This is a genomic window from Nocardia abscessus NBRC 100374 (genome assembly GCF_000308455.1).
GTDB classification, from domain to species: domain Bacteria; phylum Actinomycetota; class Actinomycetes; order Mycobacteriales; family Mycobacteriaceae; genus Nocardia; species Nocardia abscessus.
Window position 1 is genome coordinate 16245 of the sequence record NZ_BAFP01000273.1, and the last position, 19339, is coordinate 35583.

Below are 19339 nucleotides of genomic sequence, written 5' to 3' on the forward strand. Positions count from 1 at the left end.
GGTCACTGGGGGTCTCCTGATTCGGTGGCGTCGTCGGAGGTGGCCTTGGGCTTGCGGTGGTAGTCGCGCCCCCAGGTCAGCAGGACGTCGTTGGCGTCGATGCCGTCGTCGAGGCAAACGAGGTCCTCGGCGAGGCGGGCGTAATCGAGGGGAATGTCGAAGCTGCGCAGTTGCGCGATGATGCCGCGCAGGTGGATCAGCCGGGCGGAGTGGTCACCGGCGGTGGCAAGTGCGTGGAATCTGGCGCGCACTGCCTCTGATGAGGCTGCGCGGGCACCGAGGACTGCGGTGGCCACGCCGAGCGATGGGCCACGACGGTGCATGCGGTCGCTACGGGACTGCTGGTGCAGGGCGTGCAGGGTGATCGCGTCGTAGGCGGCGCGTTCCCACACTGTGGCCGCACCGTCGCGTTCGGCGCGGGTCATCGTGTTACGGGCCTCGATCTTCTCCTCCAGGCCCGCCAGCGTCAGTTCCCACAGTGCAGGGTCCGCGCCGGGGCGGCCTCCGACACCGCGCCGCAGTTGTGCCATCGCCGCCAGCGCATCGCTGTCGCGGCGGCGGTAGTCGTCCTGCAGCCGCGCGACCCTGCTGCCGACGTACTCGGCGAGTGCGGTTTTTCGATCACCACGCGACTTCGGTGAGTTCGCCATTAGTGTCCTCTTCTGAAGGGATGGTGTTCTTGGGGAACGCTGCTGGCAGGCTCTGGCGTAGCTGGTTGTAGAAGCGGCGGTCGGCCAGGCTCGCGTCCAGCCAGTGGTCGCGTACTTCGCGGCCGATCCATGCCTGCGGGCCGGCGCAGGACACCAATTCGTCTCCGAGGCGCCGGATAATCTGGTGCACAATCTCTTCCCATCGGCCTGCCGCCGCGGTGTAGTCGCTGGCGAAGGGGTCGAGTTCGCGCAGCCAGTGCCGATACGGCGCTTCGAGCGCGAAAAACCCCTCTTCACGTGCTCGCGCGCGTGCACCGTCGCTCTCTCCGCCCGACGCTGCGGTAAGGTCGGCGGCCAGCCCGCCGAGCGCGTCGACGGCGGACTCGGCGACCTGCACCGCGTGGACGGCGCAGTTGCGCAGCCGCGGATCGGCGGCCAGTAGCGCGGCGGGGAAACCGATAGCGTCATCGACGATGTCGCCGACGATCGACTGATTGTTGATGTACTGCATGCCGACCGCGTGCAGTCGAATCGGATGCTCGGCTGGCAGCACGCCGTTGCCGAGCAGTGTCCCGACCCATTCGACGACGCCGGGGGCGATGCCGCGTCCAGCGCTGGGCGTCGTGCTGGCGACATCGGCCAGCAGGGAACTCAGGCCGCGCCACAAGGCTTTGTCCGGGTCGTGTGTGAGCGGGTAGTGCCGCGGCTGCCCGGCCTTCTTGGACTGGATTTCGCTGTAGCGCCAGCCGGTCATCGGCTCGAGCAGGTGCTTGTTGAACGGCTCGAGCGCGTCACCGTTGCACAGCACGACACCTGTGACTTCACTGCCGGTGCCGACGAGCCGGACCCGGCGGCTCTGCCAGGTGAACAGATCCACCGGCCCGCTGGGGTGCGATACCGTCCGCACTGCCGGTCCGTCCGGGTTCCTTTCCCAGGGCGGCAGGTCCTCGCTGCTGAAGCGAGCGCCGTTGGGGTCTGTGAGAACGAGGTTCAGCAACAGCGTGCGGCGCAGGTTCGCGCCTTCGAGGTAGACCCCACCCAAGCCGCCGGCCCAGGCGACACCGATCGGATATCCCTTGCCGCCTTTGACCCTGTCGTCGCCCTCGGCGCCGGTCCTGATGCCGGAAGGGTCGAAGCCATGGACGTGGACCAGCCAGCGCGCGGCTTCGGCGAAACCGATCCGCTCGATGTCACCCGCGGCGCGGGTGGTGAAGTATTTGGCACCGTTGGGGACATCAGCGATGAGCTTGTCCAGCGGACTCACCGCGTCCTTGCCGGACCGCAGCTCGGCAACCTGGAAGAACGGGGTAGTGGGATGGAACAGCTGGAAGCGATCGCGGTGCTCGTCGAGGTAGCTGTCGATGAGTTCGCCGGGCCAGTGGTCCCACAGCTGCGACCAAATCTCGGCTGCGGTACCGGGCCGTCGCGCGATGCTGCGATGCAGGATCGCCAGCAGCAGCCGCAGGATCGCGAATTCCTGGGTCGGTACGTCACCTCCCAATGCCGCGAACTCCTCGCAGCGGCGAAACACATCGCGCAGAGAGCAATCGTGCCTGCGACCGGAGTGGTCGGTCACCATGATCCAGGGCTGTTCGAGCAGGTCGAACCTCGGTGGAGTCGCGGTCATGTCGTTTCCCGGCTCGATGTCACCAGCAGCCCTCGTCGTGAGTCGTATACGAGGTCGTACCCGCCCACGACCGTGCGACGGTCCTCATCCAGTTCGAGCACCAATTCTCCTGCCAGCCAATGTGTTTGCTGCCATCCCGGATACCAGTTGTCTTCGAGTGCGCGGATCAGTGTCTCCTTGTTGCCGTATCGCGACAGGTAGGCCGGCAGCCGGATCGTGCAGGCCGCGAGTTTCTTGGCCAGCCACGAGGCTGGTGCGGCGTCGGTCGGCACGGTCATCCCCCCGATATCGGGCACGTCGTCGAGGGCATGTATTTCCTCGCCGCGGCGCTGGACGACGATCGCTTCGATGGTGTCCTCGGCATCCCGCACTTGGGCTTGCCCGCCCGCACCGTCGGTGTCGACCGGGATGCCCGCCGCCAACCATCCCTGCAGTGTCGGGTTCCCGCTGCCGGGGCCTGACAGCAAATAGTCTTGTGCCCGCCGCTGCTGGTCTGCGATGTGTGTGTGCCATTGTTCGTCGGCGGCGGTCATCGCCTCGCCCCAGGTATCGGGCACCGTGATCTCCTCGGCGTAGGCGGCGGCCACAAGCGCCGGGACGTCGCCGGGCACGGCGATGCCCGCCGCGCCGCGCGCGTGGAGTACCGCCGCCGAGCGCAGCAACCGCGCACGCCCGTAAACCGCTTGCGACCCGGCTACAGGCTCCGGAGGCACTGCTGCCCAATCGACTCCCCTGATCAGGCAGCGCGGCTGGGCAACCCACGACGGCCGCTGCCGGTTCGCATGCCTGTGCAAACGCCCGATTCGCTGCAGAAGCAGATCCATCGGTGCCAGATCGGTGACCAGCAGATCGACGTCGATGTCCAGCGACTGCTCGATCACCTGGGTACCGACCACGACAAACCGCTCCGGCCGCCGGCTGTGCCCCGGGGGACCAAGAGCCGACCGCAACCGCGCTTCCAGCTCAGCCCGGTGACTGGCGAGGAATCGCGAATGAACGAGCAGCAACTCATCCTCGGCGAAACCGGCAGCGACCAGCCCGGAATAGGTTTCCTGAGCGCGGGCAACGGTATTGCACACCACTCCCATCACGCCCCCGTGCTCGGCGGACGCACCGGCCAGCAAGCCGGCCAGCGTTTCGGAATCGTCACTTATCCGTTCGATCTCGATCCCTGCGATCGAACGGCCTGACCCCGCAACCGCTACACCGAGTTCCGGATTCGGCCACACCCCGATGCTCGGATAGCCGCGAATCGAGCCGATCGGCTGCTCATCGCGGTCACCGCGGCCCCGGCGATACGCATCCACCAGCAATTCGCGTTGCGCCGCAGGCAGTGTTGCCGACAGCAGCACCACGGCGACACCATAGGCAGCAAGCCATTCCAGACTGCGACACAGGTAGGTGGACATATACGAGTCCGCTGCATGCACCTCGTCGATCACCACGACCTTGTTAGCAAAAGCCAAGTGCCGCAACATGACATGCCGCGTCTTCAACGACAGCCGCAGCATCTGGTCGATCGTTCCGACGACAATGTTCGCCAGCGGCCCCTTCTTACCGACAAGCCAGCCATGCGCGGTGACACCACTGTCGGCGCAATCCGTGCCGATCGAAGCGAAACCCCGATCACGCAACACCGCGAACTCGGGATTCAACGCCGCGCGACCGTGCGCGAGGAACATCGTCGCCGGTGTATCGGGAAGGTTCTCCACCCACCGGCGCACCCGGGCGAACATCGCATCCGAGGTCGCCATCGTCGGCAACGCCACGAAGACACCACCGAACCCGAATCGCTGCGCCAGAACCTCCGCCGCGGCCAGCGCCGCCTCGGTCTTGCCCTCCCCCATCGGTGCCTCCACCACCATCAACCCCGGCTGCGGCATCGCCGCTGCGATCCGCACGCACTCGAGCTGCAGTGGACGCGCAAACATCGCCACCGACCAACCGAACCGCTCACGCACGAAACCGTGCCGCGCCGCATCCTCATCGAGAACCATCGCAGTCGGCTGCCACGGCCCCGGCAACGCCAACGACCGCCACGCCACAGGCGCCGCCGTACTCGATTTCCGTGACTCGTCCAGAGGAAAAAGCTCCTGATTGCTCGCAATCCAGTCGCACACGATCACCGCCGCTGTCAGCAAACTCTGCTGGGTGAGCGACAACGCCACCTCCCGCCAGTCGCCCAACCGGGTCGCCGCACCCGTCCGTTCGGTCAAGAAACCCAGCAGCTCCCCGCGCGAACGCTCCCACTGGCCCGACCCGAGCAGTTCATGAGACCGCGCATTGTGCGACTCCCGAACGGTAGGCGGCACACCGTGGTGGCTCCCAACCACCACCGCATACGTCGTGGCAACCTCCCGCGACCACCCCGCCCCCACCAGAAAGTCGACGACACTCACCTGACCGGCGAGCCCGTGCGGCAGCGTCTTCCGACTGCCCACGGAGGATGGCATACGCAAACCCTTGGCGTGCATGGCATCCGCCAACCCCGGCACCTGACACGCGAACGCCGGCGTCAGCTTCCCGAGATCATGCACACCCGCCAGCCAACACAGCAGCAACCGCCCATCAGCCTCACCAGCCGGAAGCCCATCACAGATCACCTCCCGCGTATGCCGCGGCAACCAGTGATCCCACACCAACTTCGCAACCTCAGCAGAATCAGCCAGGTGCCTGACAAGAGAAAGGCTTCCACCATCACGGTCACTCTTGGCCCAGGCCGACAACGTCGCCCTACTCAGCACCATGCCCCCATAACGATCAGACCCTCGTACGCGCCGAACGATATAGCCCCACACCGACAACTTCGCGCCCCAACTTCGACGCCAGGCTGTCCGCGCATCGAAGGTAGCAGTCCTTACCCACTTATGCTGCGTTTCAAACATTTTCGCTATCCACAAAGGGTCCTCAGCCAGCAGCACGCAAGGTAGCGGCCGAGCCACACGGCTCGGTCGCCGTCCCGATCCCGGCAGACGTGGGCTACACACCGAAGTCGTAACGAACCCGAACCTCGGACGGGTCATGCCCCGCAGGAGCGGGGAGCACTCGAGCACCGGCACGGTCGCTTCGTCGATCACGGGCTCATCCCCCGAAGGCGCGGGGAGCACGAACCTGGGATCGAGTTGGACACCCTGGTTCAGGGCTCATCCCCGCAGGCGCGGGGAGCACCTCTGTCGGGCGTGTCGACCCCCGTCCTGTGCGGGCTCATCCCCGCAGGCGCGGGGAGCACGGCCACATGACGCAGCCCACGATGGAGGAGCTGGGCTCATCCCCGCAGGCGCGGGGAGCACTCCCAGACCGCCCAGTCGCGCTCGAACGCGAGGGGCTCATCCCCGCAGGCGCGGGGAGCACCTAATCAAACTGAATGATCATGGTTGCGACTCGGGCTCATCCCCGCAGGCGCGGGGAGCACGTGTTGGTCGCGCCGTCGTAGCTGATGGACGGGGGCTCATCCCCGCAGGCGCGGGGAGCACCGACTCGGCGGGTGAACTCTGCTGGCGCTGTGGGGCTCATCCCCGCAGGCGCGGGGAGCACAGCTCGCCCCGGTCCAGCGCGGACGGGGGCGAGGGCTCATCCCCGCAGGCGCGGGGAGCACGTGACCGTGGTTGGGCATTCGCTCGGCGCCGAGGGCTCATCCCCGCAGGCGCGGGGAGCACAGGCCGCCCCACCAACGAACAAGAAACTTTACGGGCTCATCCCCGCAGGCGCGGGGAGCACAAGCTCGCATCGCTCCAGTCGACCCAGTATTTGGGCTCATCCCCGCAGGCGCGGGGAGCACTGGGTGGCTACGAACCCTCGCGAGGTCGGGAAGGGCTCATCCCCGCAGGCGCGGGGAGCACAAGTCCCTATCTAGGGCATCTACGGCATAGCCGGGCTCATCCCCGCAGGCGCGGGGAGCACCAGTTGTGGATCGCCCGCTCGACGGACTCGGGGGGCTCATCCCCGCAGGCGCGGGGAGCACGCGTCGTGCGTCTTGCCGAGATCCTGACGCGGAGGCTCATCCCCGCAGGCGCGGGGAGCACGGTCCTGGCCCACATAGTCCGCATGGTGCTCGGGGCTCATCCCCGCAGGCGCGGGGAGCACGGCAGCGGGTCGGGGCCGCCCGAGGGTGTGGTGGGCTCATCCCCGCAGGCGCGGGGAGCACACTTGTTGACCAGCATGTTCTCTGCTGGGCGAGCTGGTTTTCATTCACTTTTGTGAGCGATCGACTGCTCCGATCCAGACTCGTTTGATGGCCTTGCACCGATCGTGCGGTTCGCTGCATTTATTTTGCCGTCCAAGCAGCTGCGGATCGGACACTTCTCGCCGAGTTCGAATGTCTACCATCCTTCGAAAAGTCGCACGCTCGGTCGTCCGCGTACAACCCAAGACGAGCGAGAGTCCGTGTGCGCTGCCGGCCCTGCAGGCGCACGCCGGAATGGGGTCCAGCGCCGTATTCACCTCCGCCAGGTGCCGGAATCGCCGCATCTGACCACGTCACATCGTGGCCTGTCGTCGAGGCAAGCGCCTCAGGCTTGCTGTGGGCGGTTGAATCGAGGGATGGCGAGTTCTGTGATTGTGGCGGTGGTGACTCCGTTTCGGGCCTCTGGTGCGGTGGATTTCGGAGCGTTGAGCGACTACTTGGGACTGCTGGCAGCCGCCGGGGTCGATACGATCTTGGTGAACGGGACGACGGGTGAGTTTGCGAGCTTGACCTCTGGTGAGCGGCGTGCGGTGATCGAACAGTGTCCGGCGCACGTGGACCGGCACGCTGATCGCGCATGTCGGCGCTAGTGCCGCGGCCGATGCCATCGAGGCGGCTCGTCATGCCGGGGAGTATGCCGACATGCTGGCGGTGATCTCCCCCTTCTTCTTTGCCGCCGCGCCGGAGACAGGCATCGAACAGTCTTCGGGCATGTGCTGGCCGAATCAGTAAAGCCGTGGCTGTTATTTGACCGAGTCGCAGCGGGAGGTGTTGCGCGACGCGGTCGGCGGACTGGGTAGCTGTGGTGTGGTTGTTGTGTGTGGGTTTCCGGCGTCGGGAAAATCGACGGCCGCGGACTTTCTGGCGCGCGTTCTAGGTACGGCGGTGCTGGACAAGGACCGGTTCGCGCCGTTACTCGAGGAATCGGTGATGGGAAGATTGACCGGTGACCGGTTCGACCGCGACTCCGACACCTACCGGTCGCTCGTCGCCCCAGGGATCTACGACGGACTCATCCGGACCGGCCTCACCCTCGCGGCGGCCTTCCCCATCGTGCTGGACGCACCGTTCCTGTCGACGATCCGTGACGTCGCCGCGCGCGAGATGCGGTTGGATCACTATCTGCGCGCCTCTACGGGCGTGACGGAAGCGGTGCCGGTGGTGACAGTGTGGCTCGATACCAGTCCGGCGGTGATCCGGTCTCGGATGCTCGTCCGCCGCTTTTAGCCCCCACCCATCTGACACCGCAGGGCTCATCCCCGCAGGCGCGGGGAGCACGTACGTGGCCGCATCTATGCCGCGCTGGTGCCGGGCTCATCCCCGCATGCGCGGGGAGCACTACCGTCCCCGCCCGTGCACTACCGGATCCTGGGCTCATCCCAGCAGGCGCGGGGAGCACTATGCGGTCAAGGACGGCCGGGTCGGTGCGCGGGGAGCACACCACGAAAGACTCCCGCCGCGCCGAGCGAGAGGGCTCATCCCCGCAGGCGCGGGGAGCACCGGGTGGTCCAGTTCGATCCCAGCGAGGCCCGGGGCTCATCCCCGCAGGCGCGGGGAGCACGGCTCGTCCTGGCGCGGATCTTCGCTCGCGTAGGGCTCATCCCCGCAGGCGCGGGGAGCACCAACCCTTGGCCTGGCCGTACACGTGCGTGCAGGGCTCATCCCCGCAGGCGCGGGGAGCACGACCTCATCTGCGATCCGCGCGCCTACCACGAGGGCTCATCCCCGCAGGCGCAGGGAGCACTATGCCTGCCGATCAAGACTAGTGGGCGCGGCGGGCTCATCCCCGCAGGCGCGGGGAGCACTCAGCGGCACAGTCGTACGCCGTCGATGGTGTGGGCTCATCCCCGCAGGCGCGGGGAGCACGGTTGCGGACATGAGGGAGTGCTCCTTTTTGGGGGCTCATCCCCGCAGGCGCGGGGAGCACGTGAACCCTTGCCGCTTCCGTAGCTGCTGGATGGGCTCATCCCCTGATGACCGCGACGACAACTCGGAATCGGCTCGGAAGTACCGGAAAGATGCCTGATCTGGCATTAAGGGCGTCGGCCCAAGAGGACTTGAGGACCAAGCTGCTCGACGCGGATCATCCCCGCGGACGCGGGGAGCACGCATGGAAAGACGTGGACGCCCTGTACGAGCGAGGATCATCCCCGCAGGCGCGGGGAGCACTCCGCCAGCATGCCCTGCGTCAGTCCGCGTTTGGGATCATCCCCGCGGGCGCGGGGAGCACATCGACGGCATCGGCCGGTTCTTCGAGGACTTCGGATCATCCCCGCGGGCGCGGGGAGCACGGTACCTCTGCTCGCCGGGATCGTTCACTCACCTACGTAACAAGCCCCACGAGTTCCGCCAACAGCGGAGTCGTAGGCGGCGGTCGCCGACAGTTCGCCGTTACTTACGCCTCTCGGTCTGAACCAGGCAGTCCCATCTACGCTATTCCGCCTTTCGCATTAGAGCCTGGTCAACCACGCGGCTGCCCAAAGGCCGTGTACACCGGCTCCAGCGGTATCGCGGGTAGTTCTCGTCCTTCTTGACATGAGACAGACGGAACAGGACCTCCTCGAGCGGCATCGCGAGGTCCGCGGCAAGTTCAGTCAGAAGAAGCATCATCGTGGCGCTGTCGAGATCGTCTGGGTCGGTCAGGATCTCGTCGAGAACCATGCCGCTGAACGCCTGCTGGCGGGTCAACACCCGCTGCGGCAGCCAGCTCAACACCCAGCGTTGCCCACGGATGCCATCGGCCATACGCACCGCGACTTCCGGGGTGATCAGGCTGGCGATCTTCAACGGCGACACGATCAGGCCGCGTATGCGTTCGTCAACGATGACTCGCCGGGACGCCGCGGTCGACCCGCGCATGCGAGTGCGGATGTTTTCGACAGCCGCGCAGACGTCGTCGCGAAGCTCGGCGGTCCGCTGCGTCTCTTCCGCTCGGGCGGCCGCCAGACGATTGATGGTGTGCTGCAGGCGCCCCAACCCGGCTTCGACGTCGTAGTGGTAGGCGCCGCTCGAGGCGAGGTAGCCGTCGAGTGCGCCGAACACCTCGTAGATCGTGACTGTTGCGGGAGTGTCGTCCTTCTCGTCGTATGTGCTCATGCTGTCACTTCACCTCCGTTACTCGCCCCCGTACGCGGGGTGTGGGGGGAGCGGCCCCAGGGACCGAACTCGATGTGGAACTCCCCGACGTTCTCGATCGCCCGGATCTTGCGACGAGCGCGGCTCTTGTGGGACTGCACCGTCGAGACGCTGGCGCCGATGACTTTCGCTATATCGATGTCTGGCAGGCACATGTCCCACGCCATCACCGCCACCCGGTACTCCGTCTGGGTCAAGTTCTGCCTCAACACGAGCCACAAGTACTCGAGCGCGTCGTCGGTGAGCACCCGCTCGGCCGGATTGGTGTTGCCCGCCATCGACACCCCGGTCATCGGAACCGCACCGTCGAAGTAGTCGCCCACCGTCACGACTCCGTCGCTGCGCCGCCACGCGTCGACCACACGGCGCTTGGTGATCGTCATTATCAACGGTGCTGCTTCGTGCACCTCCAGGTAGAGGAAATCACGGTCGTATTGCTCCCACACCGCGAGGAACACCTCCTGCAGGATGTCCTCTGCCCGTTCATGGTCACCGCCGAATGCCTTCACCGCGGATCGGAATACCGCACGAGCGTGACAACGGTAGAGCTCATTGAATCTCCGCTGGACTGCGGGAACGGAGTCAGGATCTGTCATCGTGCTGAGATCTCCTGAGCAACTGGAGGGATCGACGCCGACCGCGAACGCGGCCCGTTTTCAACAGCAGTAACGGGTGACGCCAGCCATCCAGCAAGCGGTACGCCGGCATGCTCAGCGTTCACACCGCCAGATGCCCGATGCGATGGTCGACGAATGGCACACTCGCGCTCGCGCTTCGGCCAGCGGCATGCTAGGTGAGCCGGGATCACCGAGACCACCGACACGAACGCAGAACACCACGCAAGCTGGCCGACTACCCGCAATCGGCCCTCGGTAACCCACAGCAACGTCATGCCACGTATTCGGACAACAACCCGTGAATCTTGAGGACATCACGGCGAGCCGCACCGACACGCCGAAACACACACCCCGAACCATGAATGCCGCCATCCGACAGACACCTTTGGCTTCCGTCGCATCCGCTACGAAGCCGTAGGAGGTTTCCTGTTGGCTCCGATCGAACGCGAAGCCGGGGTCGTATGGCTAGGCGAACACGTCGGCGCGACGATGGTGATAGCTACACCAAACGCAGCTCAGATATGCAGCGCACGCCGGTTCGAAATGTGCAGAGCTTCCTGACACTATCCATCGACCGCAGCGAAATATCATGAAGGAAGACGTCTGCGGCCACGGCCTAGGAGGACTTGAACCTCCGTATCCCACGACCGCAAAAACTGCTGGTCACGGCTTCGAAATGCCACCCTGCCAGCGGATTTGAACCACATCTCAAGACGTTTGGGTACGTTTCAATACGCAAACGTACACGTTCCTGGTGACATGCCACCAGCGAAAACACTGGCCCGATGAGTTGTATCGGTGACCGCGCCACCAGCTATCTCCCGCGACTCCTAGGCGCGATTGTCCCTCCGGAGGCGGGCCTCCCTGATGGGACACGCTTCCCTGCCCAGGTTCGGCCGGTCCATCCCCACCGACTGGGCGCCGGGTGCCTCAGCGGGAACAGCTCGCCCCTCACGCCGCCCTCCTGGATCCGATCCACCAGCACCCGGTCGCGATTTCGATGTCTGGGCACGCTGGTCACAGCGGCGGATGCTGCGGGGTCGGGCCGATCGGCCAAACCATGGTCCCTCGCTTCGTCCCCCCACTAGCCGAACACCGGTTCGCAGCACTGACCATTTTCGGCCCACGGCCGTCGACCGACACGCGATGACTCGTCAGCCAATGACGGAAGGGACTTGTCGATGCAGAAGCTCACGAATAGCTCTCGACAGCAGATAGCGAACGGTGTTGGATACCCCACAGAGCTTTCGTTGCAGGTACCAGCACCACAGACGCGCCGCTACAGCGCAACGGCTTGGGAGGGGGTTGCCCGGATGGATGTCGATCTGACGTGTCCGCACTGCCACCGACTCGACTGGGTGCAGAGTGTGCCCGCTCTGTATGCCGATGGCGTGTCGACCAGCTTCGGGACGAACGTCTATACCGGCGTGGCAGTCGCCTCGAGCGGCCTGGTGCCGGTAGTCGGCACTGCCACCGTCGACCGCACCCACACCACAGCACTCGCCCACAGCCTCGCCCGCGAGCCCGCCCGCACCCCCGCCGGGTGGCTGACCTTCTTCGCACTGGTGCTGCTCGTGCCAGCCATGTCATCGATCGTTCCGGCGATCGTTTCGATCGCCCACCCCGCGCCCGGGGTTTCGCACGGGGTTGCCGCCCTGGCCATAGTCATGTTCCTCGGGGCCTTGGCGACACCTGGCGCTGTCCTGCTCACTGTCGCGGTGTGCCGTATTCGCCGCAACGGCCGAATCGTGCGGGGACGTCGCAACGCGCATGCGGTGTGGCAGGCCGGTTTCTACTGCCATCGGTGCGGTGTAGCGTTCTGGCCTCACTCTCCGGCACCGGGTGTTCCCGCTCACCAGGCATTCGCCCCGCAGCAGTTCCGCTGGTTGGTGTGGAATGCCGGTGGCTACGCCAACGCCTGATCTCACCGGGCTCGACGACGGCCGCGTCGAGGGACAGCCAGTCCAGCCATGACAGCTTCAGGTCCGGGGGAAGTGAACGTCTCGAGTCGGTAGCCGCACCTCGGCGGGATCGATCTCGGCGCGCAATCCCCGCCAGCTCGGATGTCGCAAGGCGCCGACATACTCGCGGTACTCGACGGTGCCCACCAGCTGTGGTCTCACCCAGCGCGCCGCCGTCATCCGCCAGGATGGTGCCGATCGGTCGAACGGGCTGTCGGTTGTGGTCAATGCCTTCAACCGCTCGAGCAGTGCCCGGCGCGCTGCCACTGTGAAGCCGGTGCCGACGTGCCCGACGTAGACCAAACGGTCCGACTCGTCATAGGCACCCAGGATCAAGGAGCCGAGCGCACCACGCTCGCCGCCGCCGCTGCTGCTGGGAACCCATCCGGCGATGACCACCTCTGTCGTCTGGCGGATCGCCGTCTTCAGCCACAGCCGCGAGCGCGTCCCGGGCCGGTACACGGAGTCGACGCGTTTGCTGACCACACCTTCCAGCCGGTGGGAGGCTGCGGTGTCGAGCATGGTGTCGACCGGGATGTCGGTCCAGTACGGCGGGACGCGTACCCCGGCACCGGTGAGGTCGAGTTCGGCCAGGCGGGCGCGCCGCTCGACATACGACAGGGCCATGGAGCTGGCGCCGTCGAGTTCGAGCAGGTCGAACACGAACAGCTGCACCGGCACCGCCCGCACCAGTTCGCGGGCAGGCCGGGTCAGATGCATGCGCTGCTGGAGCCGGGCGAACGACGGCGCGCCGGTAGCCGGGTCGAGGGCGACGATCTCACCGTCGAGGATCATGTCGGTGCCGGGCGGGCGCTGCGCGAGCCCTGCGGTCAACTCCGGATAGCACACAGTGATGTTGTTGCGGTTGCGACTGAACAATTCCACCCGCTCACCGGCGAGGCGGCAAATGGCGCGCATCCCGTCCCACTTCATCTCGATCGCCCACCGGCCTGGCGTATCAGGCGGCCGACCCGCGGTCGCCAGCATCGGTGCCGGCACAGACACACCAGACAGCGTATCCCTAGCGAATACCAACCGGGTGGTGTTGTTCGCTAGGCTCGGGCGTGTGCAGTTCGAGGAAGGCTCCCTGATCCACCTGGTCGCGGGCGGAGTGAGCGTATTCCGCATCATCGAGCTCGGCGTCGACGGTGACCCGACCACAGCGCTCGTGCAAGCAGTCGACGACTCCCCCGGCACCTACCCGTGGCCGACCGACCTGGCCCACGCGGTGCCCGCCGAGCAGCCCTAGCCTCGCACCCCCGCATCTGCTCTTTCGACCAGCCGTCCGCATTGCCTCAGGTGTTCAACGGGTCCGTGGGCAACGCTGATCGCGATGACTCCGCGGTGTCGTCGGTGCCGGCGACCGGTGGTGTCCGTGTACGCGGCTGTGCCGTGGTCGGTCCGACACGCTCGAGTTCAGTCGCCGCGACGGCCGCTGAGGAGGATGGTTGCGGTGGTGTGGTGGCGCGAGCGCCGCGGGCGGCGGCGATCAGTTGCCGAGCCAGTTTGGGACTGATCTCGAACAACTCAGCGACATCCTGCTCAGAGCCACCATGGTCACCGATGACGGCAGCGGCCTCGGCCTGGTCGGCGCGGTAGCGGGCGATCTCGCTCCCGGCGCGCTCCTCGAGGTCGCTGATCTGCTGCCGCAACGCGGCGATGTTCTGATCACGCCGGGTTTCGCAGGCGGTGATCGCTTCCCAATCGGTGAGGTAGCGCTTGACCGCCTCCTGGATCGCGCGCTCTTTCTGGCGCGCCAGTTCTCGACGCCGTTTGCTGCGAGCGCGTGAGCGTTCCAGTCGTGCCACGAGTTCCGGGGATCGAGCTGTGCGCGGGGACCGCGGTGGGCGACGCGAGGACATGGCCGGCCTCCTGAAGTCTTCGGGCCCGCCTGCGATTCTCCCGCGCTCGATCCTACCCGCCCGGCTACCGCCTCCCGGGCGAATCCCGGCGCCTTATCCCCTGTCGCCGACCGCATTCCATCCATCCGAAATCGAGGAGGCCCTGCAATGGCAGCAGTTGCTTCTCCGGCATGGCGAACAATGGCCTCTCCCCCCGCTCAGGAACTGCTGCCCTCGAGTGGTGGTGATGTGCTGGCTTCGGGCCCGAACCTGCTCGGCTACGACCATTACTTGATCAGTCTCAGTGGCGGCAAAGACAGTCAAGCCCTTCTGGATGTCCTCGTGGAACTGTGCGCCGAGGCCGGCGTCCTCGACCGCGTCACGACCGTCCATGCCGACATGGGTCGCTCGGATTGGCCGGGCACGGTCGCGCTCGCTCGTGAGCACGCCGAGCACTACGGGCTGCGTCATGAGCTGGTGGCCCGCACCGGCTGCGATCTGCTCGACCGCGTCGCCGAACGCGGCAAGTGGCCGGACAAGGACAGGCGCTGGTGCACAGTTGACTGCACCATCTGACCTTCCTCCATCATGGCGGCCAAATCGTTGTTGCGTTGGAGGAGAACTGGATTGGACATCTATCAGCAGTTGATGCAAGGCCGAGCCACGCTTCCACGCGCCGGGCTGGTCGTCCCAACCGATCGTGCGCACCCGCCGTTCGTGGTGCTGGATCGCGCCGATGTCGAGATCGTGGCGGTGACCGAGTATCTGGCCGAGTTGGCACTCGGCGACTCCAGTCCCTTGACCTGCCGCAGCTATGCATACGATCTGCTGCGCTGGTTCCGCTTTCTCTGGGTACTCGACGTAGACTGGACACAGGCTACCCAGTCCGAGGTGGCTGTGATGGTCGGATGGCTACGCACCGCCCCGAATCCACAGCGTCAACGTCATAAAGCGGAGTCTCCAACTCCGGGAACCGTGAATCTTCGTACCGGCAAACCTGCTCTCGCCGCCGGGTATGCGCGCACGACCATCAACCACGCCTTATCAGTTACGTGGAATCTGACTGCGGCGGCGACTATCTCGCTGCGGTACGACCACGAACTGAGGAGATGCGTTGGGCACAGTAGCGCTGACGGAGAAGTGGCCGGTGCTCGGCCGGCACGCACAGGCTGCCGTCTGGTTGCAGATATGGGCTGATCTCGGACGTGCGCCACGGACGATGGACGCCTATGCGCGCGGACTGGCCGAATACCTTGAGATGTGCGATCGGGCGCAGGTCGACCCAGTGGAGGCCGATCGAGCCCATATCGCACGGTATGTCCGGGAATTGGCGGAGCGGCCGAGTCGGCGGGGCGCGAATGTGGTGTCGATCGACTCGGGCGCCGGTCTGGCGAATGCGACTCTGCAGCAGCGGATGGTTCCCGTGAGGCTGTTTTACGATTTCTTGGTCGAGGAGGGTGTTCGGGAGTCGAATCCCGTTGGGCGGGGCCGCTATACGTCACGCAGCGGTGGTGGCGGCCAGCAGCGTGGCTTGATCCCACGGTTGACCAAGCTGCCGTGGATTCCTACTGAGTCGCAGTGGTTGGAGCTGCTGGCCGTGGCGGCGGAGGAGCCGGTCCGCAACCGGGTGATGCTGGCGCTCGCCTACGACGCGGCGTTGCGGCGGGAGGAGTTGTGCTCACTGCGGACAGACGATCTCGATCCTGCCCGCAGGATGCTTCGGATCCGCGCGGAGACGACGAAGAACCGGCTGGAACGGGTGGTGCCCTATTCCGCGACGACCGGGGCGCTGCTGTCGGGCTACCTGGCTCACCGAGCGACGATCAGCCGGGCACGGGGACCGTTGTTCTTATCGGAGTCGCGCCGCAACCGCGCAGCGCCGCTAACTCTGTGGGCCTGGTCGAAAGTGGTGCGACGGCTGGCGTTGGCGGCCGAGCTGCCCCAGTTCTCCACGCACACCACTCGGCACCTGTGCTTGACCGATCTGGCGCGCATGGGCTGGGAGCTGCACGCGATTGCCACGTTCGCTGGCCATCGCTCGACCGACTCCACACTCGCCTACATCCATCTGTCCGGCCGCGATTTAGCCGAAAAGCTCAGTCGCGGAATGGAGCACATCCACGGCTGGCGGGTCCGAACCCTGGCCCAGCTCGCAATCGAGTCAGAGGCGGGCAATCCGTGAGGGCACGATCTTCGGCGGCCGTTGCGATGATGCCCGCGGCTCCACGCTGGCGCTGGCCGGTCCGTGTCGACCAATACGACTGCTCTGCGGCACTCTCGGACGCTGAGCAGGCCGCGCTCGAGACCCTCGGCTGGGAGGTTCGCAGTTGGCCCGAGCGATGGCAGGACCCTGAGCATCCGCAGTGGTCGCGGGTCGGTCGGTTGGTGCTTCCACTCGCCCGGGCTGTCGAACAACTCGAGGTAGTGGACGATTGGCACCATCGTCGGTCGGCCAGAGACGCCGTCGCAGTGATTCTGCAGGGCTGCGCAACCCACGGGGCGAGCTTCTGGGCCTGGGACGCGGCTGGCTGGGCGGCCATCTTGGGAACCAGCGGAAATGCTTTCCTGGCAACCTATCCGCGATGGGCGCGCACGTCTGTGAGGTCCTACGCGATCGCTCTGGCCTACCTGTTCGGGTTCACCGAGCTGAACCTTCTGGGCAATGTCGGTCGCGGCGCAGTCGCTCGAAAGGTGTTCGGCGAGGCCATCATCGACCAGGCCGTGGAACGGGTCACCTCGGTACTGCACGGCTGGGGGCAGCGGTCACCGCAAGTGACCGTGCGCACCGCGAGCCTGGTCTGCCATGCGCTTCTACTCAACCGCAGCCCGTTGCTGTCCGATCTGTCCGACGACGTGCTGAACGGGCTGCGAACGAACATGTCGATCCCGTATTCGCTGCGTCAGAATGTCCACAGCCTCCATCGAGCCCTGGCGGCACTCGGGCATGTCGGCCCACCGCGACCGCCGGCGCGGTTGGCCCTGGCGCCAGCGGAGGGCGTGGACCCGGTCTGGGCTGATTGGGTGCAGCGCTGGCACGACACGTCGCCTCTCCCGGTCTCGGGCAGAAAGGGCAGGCGCAACCAGATGCTGCGGATGGGGCGGTGGCTGGCGGTCGAGCATCCCGACATTCGGGAGCCGGGACAGTGGACCCGAGAACTGTGTGCTGCCTGGGTCGCTGCCGTCGACCGCCTTCGAATCGGGGACTTCACGCAGAATGATGAGTCGCTGCGGGACCGCATCGGCGAGCCGCTGATGCCGCGCACGAAGAGCGGCCTGCTCGCCGGGGCCCGCCAGTTCTTCCGCGATTGCCAGGAATGGGGCTGGATTCCTCGGCGCTTTGACCCCACTCGCGCGCTAGCCACCCCGCGCAGCATCCGCGCCCTCATCGGCCCCGATCCGCGGGTGATCGCCGACGACATCTGGGCAAAGCTGCTCTGGGCCGGTCTCAACCTGGAGCACAACGACGTCTACACCGACCCCGTCGGCCGCAAGCACCCCATCGAACTGCTCAGAGCGTTGGCGCTGACCTGGCTGTTCGCCGGATTGCGCAGCGACGAGATCGTCCGGCTGCGGGTCGGGTGCATTCGCTGGCAACGTGAGGACGTGGCTCTTCTCGGCGACACTGACGAGATGCTCGGCAAAGAGGACGTCTGCCTGCTGGACGTTCCGGTTCACAAGACCGGGACAGCCTTCACCAAACCGGTCGACCCGATCGTCGGCCAAGCTATCGCCGCCTGGGAGGCCGTCCGACCGACACAACCCGCCGTCCAGGACCGCAAGACCAGCGAACGAGTGCACCTGCTGTTCTCCTACCGCGCACAGGGAATCGGCAGGCAGTACTTGAACATTCGCATCATCCCCGCGCTCTGCTCGAAAGCGGGCGTGCCGACCGCCGACGTCCGCGGCAACATCACCAGCCACCGGGCGAGATCGACGATCGCCAGTCAGCTCTACAACGCCAAAGAACCGATGACGCTGTTCGAGCTCCAGGCATGGCTTGGCCACCGAAGTCCTTCAGCGACACAGCATTACGCCAAAATTGCCCCGACCACCCTGGCGAAGGCTTACAGCGACGCCGGGTACTTCGCCCGCAACGTCCGCACGATCGAAGTGCTCGTCGACCGCGACGCCGTCGCCTCCGGGGCAGCGGCATCGGGACAGCCTTGGCAGTACTACGACCTCGGCCACGGTTACTGCACCTACAGCTTCTTCGAACAGTGCCCTCACCGAATGGCCTGCGCGCGTTGCGATTTCTACACACCGAAGGACTCAAGCAAGGCACAACTGCTGGAGGCGAAGGAGAATCTACAGCGCATGCTGGCCAACCTCCCGCTCACCGAGGACGAACAGGCAGCGGTCGACGACGGCCAGGCCGCCCTCGACCGTCTACTGGAACGACTGATCGACGTCCCAACCCCCGACGGCGCAACGCCCCGCGAGATCGCCGCGCCAGCGTCCTCCAGCCTGCTCCCGATCGTTGCGGTTAACCAGCGCAAATAGCCCACGGACTTGACATTTCAGATTCCACATAATGTCGGCGGTCAGCGGTTTCTACGCCCACCATGGCTACTTCGGTCGTGGCCCGGTGATCAATCCGGTGCCGGTGTCACCGCAGCGGCGAGCAGCGCTGGCTCATCGGAGCCCGCTGGAGCCGACGCCGCAGACGCGGCGTGCCCGGTTGCGGCAGCGGGTCGTGGATCGGCCGCCGCGTGCGATTCCGGATCCGCTCTGGGATGCGCTGTTCGAGGCGATGGGTTGCGAACGCGACCGCGCGTTGTTGGAGTTCTTCGTCTCGAGCGGTGCGCGCGCCACCGAGCTGCTCGGGGTGGCTCCTGAGGATGTCGACTGGGCCGGGCGACGAATCTATGTCATTTCCAAAGGGATGGGCCTCCGTGAGCCGATTCCGGCGTCGCCGCAGGCGTTCGTCCGGCTGGCGCGCTATCTCACCGAGATCGGGACACCGCCTCAGGGTCAGTCGATCTGGCGTGCTCGTCGCGGTCCGGACAGGCCGATGACCTATTGGGCGCTGCGGCGGGTGCTGCAACGCGCCAACGACCTTCTCGGCACCAACTGGACGTTGCACGACATGCGCCACACCGCGGCCACTCGCATGGCCAACAGCGGCCGTCTGCTGTTGCACGAGGTCCAGTTGATCCTGCGGCACGCGAACATCGAGACCACCAGCCGCTATGTCACCGTGGGGATCGAGGAATTGTTCGACAAACTGTCTGAGCACTACAGCCGGGAACGGCCCGCTCAGTCCTACAGCGCCCATTACGATCCGTCCGACATCGAGGCGGTGTTCGGTGCCTAGATCCCAGACCA

The 19339-nt window shown here is 66.0% G+C and carries 16 protein-coding genes, 1 pseudogene and 2 CRISPR repeat arrays; of the genes and pseudogenes, 10 read left to right on the forward strand and 7 right to left on the reverse strand.

What is annotated here, in order from left to right; all coding sequences use genetic code 11:
* Positions 1 to 2 precede the first annotated feature (2 nt).
* The 3 genes from casB to cas3 are packed head-to-tail and all read right to left on the reverse strand — an operon-like array spanning position 3 to position 5003.
* Positions 3 to 650: a type I-E CRISPR-associated protein Cse2/CasB gene (casB, locus tag ON19_RS36265; protein ID WP_051169683.1), complete on the reverse strand. Its 648-nt coding sequence runs from the start codon at positions 648 to 650 to the stop codon at positions 3 to 5.
* A complete protein-coding gene (gene casA / locus ON19_RS36270) occupies positions 622 to 2277 on the reverse strand; it encodes a type I-E CRISPR-associated protein Cse1/CasA (protein ID WP_043703567.1) in 1656 nt (551 codons plus the stop codon). Before casA ends, casB begins: the two co-directional genes overlap by 29 nt.
* On the reverse strand, positions 2274 to 5003 hold the full coding sequence (gene cas3, locus ON19_RS36275) for a CRISPR-associated helicase Cas3' (protein ID WP_169334254.1): 2730 nt from the start codon (positions 5001 to 5003) through the stop codon (positions 2274 to 2276). The genes casA and cas3 overlap by 4 nt, the downstream gene beginning before the upstream one ends.
* 413 nt (positions 5004 to 5416) lie before the next feature.
* Positions 5417 to 6421: direct repeats of the CRISPR family, unit length 29 nt; unit sequence GGGCTCATCCCCGCAGGCGCGGGGAGCAC.
* Positions 6422 to 6816: 395 nt separating this feature from the next.
* Between cas3 and ON19_RS44920 the strand changes: the two genes are divergently transcribed.
* Both ON19_RS44920 and ON19_RS36285 read left to right on the forward strand, forming a co-directional pair.
* Positions 6817 to 7050 carry a dihydrodipicolinate synthase family protein gene (locus ON19_RS44920; RefSeq protein ID WP_043703572.1) on the forward strand — a complete coding sequence of 78 codons (234 nt, stop codon included), beginning with the start codon at positions 6817 to 6819 and terminating at the stop codon, positions 7048 to 7050.
* Between the two features lie 181 nt (positions 7051 to 7231).
* Positions 7232 to 7687 (forward strand): P-loop nucleotide/nucleoside kinase family protein, encoded by a 456-nt coding sequence (locus ON19_RS36285; RefSeq protein WP_157230030.1) that lies wholly within the window; start codon positions 7232 to 7234, stop codon positions 7685 to 7687.
* A gap of 22 nt (positions 7688 to 7709) precedes the next feature.
* Positions 7710 to 8388: a CRISPR direct-repeat array (repeat unit 29 nt; unit sequence GGGCTCATCCCCGCAGGCGCGGGGAGCAC).
* Between the two features lie 505 nt (positions 8389 to 8893).
* On the opposite strand, the gene ON19_RS36290 is transcribed toward ON19_RS36285, so the two are convergent.
* A complete protein-coding gene (locus ON19_RS36290) occupies positions 8894 to 9556 on the reverse strand; it encodes a hypothetical protein (protein ID WP_043703577.1) in 663 nt (220 codons plus the stop codon).
* On the reverse strand, positions 9553 to 10191 hold the full coding sequence (locus ON19_RS36295) for an RNA polymerase sigma factor (protein ID WP_083899900.1): 639 nt from the start codon (positions 10189 to 10191) through the stop codon (positions 9553 to 9555). Before ON19_RS36295 ends, ON19_RS36290 begins: the two co-directional genes overlap by 4 nt.
* 1202 nt (positions 10192 to 11393) lie before the next feature.
* Here ON19_RS36295 and ON19_RS36300 point away from each other — a divergent pair.
* Positions 11394 to 12134, forward strand: coding sequence for a hypothetical protein (locus ON19_RS36300; RefSeq protein ID WP_218006546.1), 741 nt, complete (start codon positions 11394 to 11396; stop codon positions 12132 to 12134).
* Positions 12135 to 12191: 57 nt separating this feature from the next.
* On the opposite strand, the gene ligD is transcribed toward ON19_RS36300, so the two are convergent.
* On the reverse strand, positions 12192 to 13178 hold the full coding sequence (ligD, locus tag ON19_RS36305; RefSeq protein WP_306307080.1) for a non-homologous end-joining DNA ligase: 987 nt from the start codon (positions 13176 to 13178) through the stop codon (positions 12192 to 12194).
* A 61-nt stretch (positions 13179 to 13239) separates the two neighbouring features.
* Here ligD and ON19_RS36310 point away from each other — a divergent pair, with 61 nt between their 5' ends.
* Positions 13240 to 13422, forward strand: coding sequence for a hypothetical protein (locus ON19_RS36310; protein ID WP_043703583.1), 183 nt, complete (start codon positions 13240 to 13242; stop codon positions 13420 to 13422).
* 46 nt (positions 13423 to 13468) lie between these two features.
* On the opposite strand, the gene ON19_RS36315 is transcribed toward ON19_RS36310, so the two are convergent.
* Positions 13469 to 13981, reverse strand: coding sequence for a hypothetical protein (locus ON19_RS36315; protein WP_043703584.1), 513 nt, complete (start codon positions 13979 to 13981; stop codon positions 13469 to 13471).
* A 234-nt stretch (positions 13982 to 14215) separates the two neighbouring features.
* Between ON19_RS36315 and ON19_RS36320 the strand changes: the two genes are divergently transcribed.
* The 6 genes and pseudogenes from ON19_RS36320 (at position 14216) to ON19_RS36335 (ending at position 19328) form a co-directional block, all read left to right on the forward strand.
* Positions 14216 to 14590 carry a phosphoadenosine phosphosulfate reductase domain-containing protein gene (locus tag ON19_RS36320; RefSeq protein ID WP_157230031.1) on the forward strand — a complete coding sequence of 125 codons (375 nt, stop codon included), beginning with the start codon at positions 14216 to 14218 and terminating at the stop codon, positions 14588 to 14590.
* Between the two features lie 51 nt (positions 14591 to 14641).
* A complete protein-coding gene (locus ON19_RS42630) occupies positions 14642 to 15211 on the forward strand; it encodes a site-specific integrase (RefSeq protein WP_157230032.1) in 570 nt (189 codons plus the stop codon).
* A 22-nt stretch (positions 15212 to 15233) separates the two neighbouring features.
* Positions 15234 to 15413, forward strand: a pseudogene (locus ON19_RS44335) (integrase); the annotation flags it as partial.
* A gap of 24 nt (positions 15414 to 15437) precedes the next feature.
* Positions 15438 to 16196, forward strand: coding sequence for a tyrosine-type recombinase/integrase (locus tag ON19_RS36325; protein WP_255218458.1), 759 nt, complete (start codon positions 15438 to 15440; stop codon positions 16194 to 16196).
* Between the two features lie 416 nt (positions 16197 to 16612).
* A complete protein-coding gene (locus ON19_RS36330) occupies positions 16613 to 18514 on the forward strand; it encodes a tyrosine-type recombinase/integrase (protein WP_227954575.1) in 1902 nt (633 codons plus the stop codon).
* A gap of 31 nt (positions 18515 to 18545) precedes the next feature.
* On the forward strand, positions 18546 to 19328 hold the full coding sequence (locus ON19_RS36335; RefSeq protein ID WP_051169686.1) for a tyrosine-type recombinase/integrase: 783 nt from the start codon (positions 18546 to 18548) through the stop codon (positions 19326 to 19328).
* Positions 19329 to 19339: the final 11 nt, after the last annotated feature.